The 3,879-nt window shown below is 66.8% G+C and carries 8 protein-coding genes; 2 read left to right on the forward strand and 6 right to left on the reverse strand.

From position 1 onward, the window contains the following. On the forward strand, nucleotides 1-253 hold a 253-nt coding region (locus VF202_02175; GenBank protein ID HEX7038899.1), incomplete at its 5' end, for a hypothetical protein. Then, nucleotides 250-621 carry a hypothetical protein gene (locus tag VF202_02180; GenBank protein HEX7038900.1) on the forward strand — a complete coding sequence of 124 codons (372 nt, stop codon included), beginning with the start codon at nucleotides 250-252 and terminating at the stop codon, nucleotides 619-621. The genes VF202_02175 and VF202_02180, both read left to right, overlap by 4 nt. Nucleotides 622-1,042: 421 nt before the next feature. Here the strand turns inward: VF202_02180 and VF202_02185 are convergent, their stop codons facing one another. From VF202_02185 to VF202_02210, 6 genes are all read right to left on the reverse strand, one after another. Beyond that, a complete protein-coding gene (locus tag VF202_02185) occupies nucleotides 1,043-1,303 on the reverse strand; it encodes a hypothetical protein (protein HEX7038901.1) in 261 nt (86 codons plus the stop codon). Beyond that, nucleotides 1,300-2,118 (reverse strand): hypothetical protein, encoded by an 819-nt coding sequence (locus tag VF202_02190; GenBank protein HEX7038902.1) that lies wholly within the window; start codon nucleotides 2,116-2,118, stop codon nucleotides 1,300-1,302. The genes VF202_02185 and VF202_02190 overlap by 4 nt, the downstream gene beginning before the upstream one ends. Beyond that, nucleotides 2,115-2,297: a hypothetical protein gene (locus VF202_02195; protein HEX7038903.1), complete on the reverse strand. Its 183-nt coding sequence runs from the start codon at nucleotides 2,295-2,297 to the stop codon at nucleotides 2,115-2,117. Before VF202_02195 ends, VF202_02190 begins: the two co-directional genes overlap by 4 nt. Further along, entirely contained in the window at nucleotides 2,294-2,551 is a 258-nt protein-coding gene (locus VF202_02200) for a hypothetical protein (protein ID HEX7038904.1), read from the reverse strand. Before VF202_02200 ends, VF202_02195 begins: the two co-directional genes overlap by 4 nt. Nucleotides 2,552-2,931: 380 nt before the next feature. Beyond that, entirely contained in the window at nucleotides 2,932-3,216 is a 285-nt protein-coding gene (locus tag VF202_02205) for a hypothetical protein (GenBank protein ID HEX7038905.1), read from the reverse strand. Nucleotides 3,217-3,327: 111 nt separating this feature from the next. Next, a complete protein-coding gene (locus VF202_02210) occupies nucleotides 3,328-3,675 on the reverse strand; it encodes a hypothetical protein (protein ID HEX7038906.1) in 348 nt (115 codons plus the stop codon). Nucleotides 3,676-3,879 lie beyond the last annotated feature (204 nt).

Raw genomic sequence — 3,879 nt, forward strand, 5'->3', positions numbered from 1 at the left:
CGCCAACGGCAACGTCGTCTGCATGGTCGAGGGTGGCCCACTACGGCGCGAGGTCACCATCGCGAACGCTCGCCTCATCGCCGCCGCGCCGCGCCTCGCCGAAGCGCTAGAGCGAGTCAAGGAGTGGAACGCCGAGATGCACCGCGTGAACGACCCCTCGCTCATCCCATGCTTCACCAGCGACCTCTACAACGACTGGCGCGAGCTGATGATTGAAGTCCGCGCCGCGCTGCGGGAAGCGGGCCTGTCGTGACTCGCGAGCTGCTCGAGAAATGGGCCGCGCTGGAACCCGATTGGTGCCGTGTAGACGACGAACGCGCAAGCGTCATGGCCGACGTAGGCACCCCCCTAGAGCGCCCGCGATTCACCGCGCAGTACCACCGCCTCGGCCAGTACGAGCCGGACATCCTCGCCGCCGTGATCGAGGCCGTAGAGGCCCGCGGTTGGGATTGGATGCTCTGGGGCGACGGGAAGGGCACCCGCGAGGGATGCGTGCGCGTCCCGAGCACAGACCTGAAGCGGCTGGACACCCCGTACGGACCCGGCCTAGTTCAGGTGTCGCCCGCTGAGGCGCTGCTGGCCGCTTACCTGGCCGCGTTGGAAGCGGAGGGCGCGTCGTGACTCGTGACGAGGTAGCCAGGGAATGCGAACGGCGAGGCTGGTGGTTGTGCACGATAGGCGATCGCCACTTCGTCGTCGCGGAGCGCGGCAATGGTGAGACGATAGGTGAAGCCGCGAGCGCGGAGGCGGCGTTCCTCGACGCGTGCCGCAACGAGGGAATCACACCCTACTGAGTGAAAATACTCGACGCTTTGAGTAGATTGTGGGCCGGGTTTCTCCCCGGCCCTTACGCTTGCCGGCGTTCCGCATGGGAGCGGAACGTGGCCTTGCTATGGGCAGCGTTCAATAACAGGCGCGTTGGACGATAACGGCCTAATGGTTATCATCCAACTATCCTGTTATGAATCTCGGCGGATCGCGTCACGGTCCGTTCCGGGACGGTCACCATGAAAAAGCAACACCGGCCTTCGGATTTTCATGGTCAGGACGGTTCGGGTCTCTCGACTAGGACGTAGCCTGGGTAGCGTCGCGCCATGCCGTGCGGGGTGATCCTCACGACCATCTCGGGCCTGAGCGCGCCCTGCTTGAGCGCCGCCCTCACCATCGCGTGCGCCTTCTGATACCCGACACCCAACGCTTCCCGCAGTTCGCCGGTCGTGATGCTATTCGGCGTCTCCTCCGGCCGCCTCTGAGCCGACAGGATGGCTTGCGCGAGCTCGTCAGGGGTGAACGTGATGTTCATGCGTCCCTCCACTTCCCTAGGGGCCAGTCGTGGAACAGTTTCCATTCGCGTTCGATGCGCCCGTCCTCCACGAGCACCTGCATGCCGCCGATGGGTAGGGGCGCGCCGCCAAGCCGGTGACCATAGGCGTCCGTGAGCTTCCAGGACGGGAGGATGACGGCCCTGGCCGGGTGGTTATCGAAACTGTCGCTTGGCCGGTGCGTGTGGCCCCTCACCACGAGGTCCGGCGGGAGTTGCCCGCCGCGGACGTACACGTCGGTGACCATCGCCGCGAGCCGGTTGGCGTCCGCGCCGCGCGTCCACGGCCGCATGTAGCTGGTGCCGGGGTGGTGCGCCGCGTCCACGCGCAGGCCCGCGATGACGCCGCGGAATATCCAACGGGAGAAGCGCCCTTCTTCGTCTGGCACGGCGTCGATGGCGCTAGCTATTCCCTCATCCAATGAGCCGGACAAGCCGACGTGCGCCTCCGTGCCGCGCGTGACGTAGATGCGGTCGCTGACGCTCACGACGGGCTGTAGGACCTCGAGGGCCATGCCCACCACGTCCGCCGGGTTGACGCTCACATATTGAGCGCTAGGGTGCTTGTTGATATCCGCAAGCTCACCCGTGAGGACCGTGACGACCTCGACACCCTCAGCGGCCTTCACGCTAGCCGCGTGAGCCCAGAACTCGGCCCACTTGGCGTTGATCCACCGCTGCACCTTCGACGGCCGGTAAGTGCCGCCGTCGTCAAGCTGGAACGGCCCAGGCGGCGACAGGCTTAGCGTGCCGTTGACGTGCAGGTCCCCGGCGAACACGATGAGGGCGCGACTCATGCCTTGAGGGTCACCGCGTCCTCGTCGAACGCGTCGAGCAGCGCGTCCCACGGGATGAGGCGGTCACCGCGGCTGATGCCTTGCGCGTCCGCCTCGAGGACGGTGCCGTCCTGGAAGACGAACTGCACTACCTCGGTGCCGTCCGGCAGGGCGTCAACGTCGTATCGATCGAGCTTCATCGGAACACGCCGAGCTTGTCCAGGAGTTGGAGGAGGAGGAGGGCGGCGGTGACCAGCCACCAGCCGCCCCGGAGTTGCAGCACCAGCCGCTCGATGTTCTCCACCCTCTCCTCTAGGCTCTTCTTGCCCGTTTTCGGGTCGGCGTACAAGTCGCTCTCGATGCGGGTGACGCGCGTGGTGAGGCCGTCCTTGGCGTTGCCGAACACGGCGTGGTCAAGGTCCTCGAGGAGTCGCGCGTGCGCCTCTACCGGCATGATGGTCTCGGCGCGATGAGGCGCTTCACTGTCGCGCGTGGTGGTAGGGTGGTGAACTCTGTCCTGTTCAAGGTGGGCCTCCCACTTTGGGCGGCCCCGCCCCCCTAAGAGGCTCGCTCCCGAAGGGGGGCGGGGCTTTTCGACGCGTTCACGGCGCGCGGGGCCGTGCTATGATGCTGGTACCGGGCCCGGGCTTAGTCCCGGGTCTTGGCCATTCAGGCTGGCGGCCTGATGTGGCCGATGACGCTAGCGAACAGGGCACCCAAAGCGAACGCGATCACGAGCGCCGCGATGGCGTGCTCACCGACGAACCTCTTCACCTGTTCCATTCCCCTTGTCTCCTCTCTGACCCCACACGCGTGTGATGTCACACGCGTGTGTCATGGGATTCTGTGGCTGAACCCGACCCGGAGCCAGTCGCCCCTCCCCAGGGGCAGGCCGGGCACCGTCCCGGCCGGCATCGCCACCTCCACCCAAACGCTCGACGCCTCGCCGTAGTACGCGAGTGACAGCATGGGCGCGAGGTGCGGGTCGGGTTCACCGGACAAGCTCACCCCGGCGTCGAGGGCGACGGCGAGCTCGACCGGCCCGACCGTCGCCAGTAGCCTCTCGGCCCAGCACCCGAGCGTCCACGAGGGCGCGGCGAGGGTGCAGGTGACGGTCACGCCACTCAGGACCGAGCCGGGGACTTCTACGGGCTCGTTATCGGGTGAGGTTTGCGCGGCCGCGACCCCTAGTAGCATCATCGCGGCTAGTGTGGTTAGGAGCCGGCGCATCTAGCCCGGCGCCGGGGAGTTTCCCGAACCACCCCCGACCTTCTTGCCGAACAGGTCAGCGAACGTCGCGTACAGCGTGGCTTGGATGCCGAACACCACCCAGTCCAGCGCGCCGCCCGCGATTATCTCGCCGAGGCCGAACGCGATGCCTAGCGCCACGCCGACGCCGCCCGCGAACAGGTGGACTTGCACGCCGTCGAGGGCGGTGAAGACCTTCTTGCGTAGGAGCTCGACGCTGCCCCACACGAAGAGCGTGGCGACGCCGAGCTCTCCCCATTGGCTTGCGTCGGCTTCGATGCCGAGGACCTGCGCGAGCAGGCCGATGAGTAGGAGTACGACTCTCTGCATGCTTCCTCCCTGACGGGGACGCCCCAGCGCCTGGGCTGGGGCGGAATGTGGTGCGGGTGGGCTGGTGCGCCGTGACCCTGGCGCGGGGAGATCTCGATCACCTCCGTGGCGAGAGGACGTATGGCGGGGCGCCTGGTGGAGCGTGCGGCGCCCCGACCACTCGAAGCGAAGCCCACTCTCGGTCTCGTGACCACAGAGTGATGC

It is taken from the genome of Trueperaceae bacterium, from assembly GCA_036381035.1.
Taxonomy (GTDB): domain Bacteria; phylum Deinococcota; class Deinococci; order Deinococcales; family Trueperaceae; genus DASRWD01.

Excerpts from the sequence above, each read along its gene's own strand:
- VF202_02210 (HEX7038906.1), bottom strand. The coding sequence starts at position 3,675 with ATGCAGAGAGTCGTACTCCTACTCATCGGCCTGCTCGCGCAGGTCCTC.
- VF202_02185 (HEX7038901.1), bottom strand. The coding sequence starts at position 1,303 with ATGAACATCACGTTCACCCCTGACGAGCTCGCGCAAGCCATCCTGTCG.
- VF202_02195 (HEX7038903.1), bottom strand. The coding sequence starts at position 2,297 with ATGAAGCTCGATCGATACGACGTTGACGCCCTGCCGGACGGCACCGAG.
- VF202_02190 (HEX7038902.1), bottom strand. The coding sequence starts at position 2,118 with ATGAGTCGCGCCCTCATCGTGTTCGCCGGGGACCTGCACGTCAACGGC.
- VF202_02200 (HEX7038904.1), bottom strand. The coding sequence starts at position 2,551 with ATGCCGGTAGAGGCGCACGCGCGACTCCTCGAGGACCTTGACCACGCC.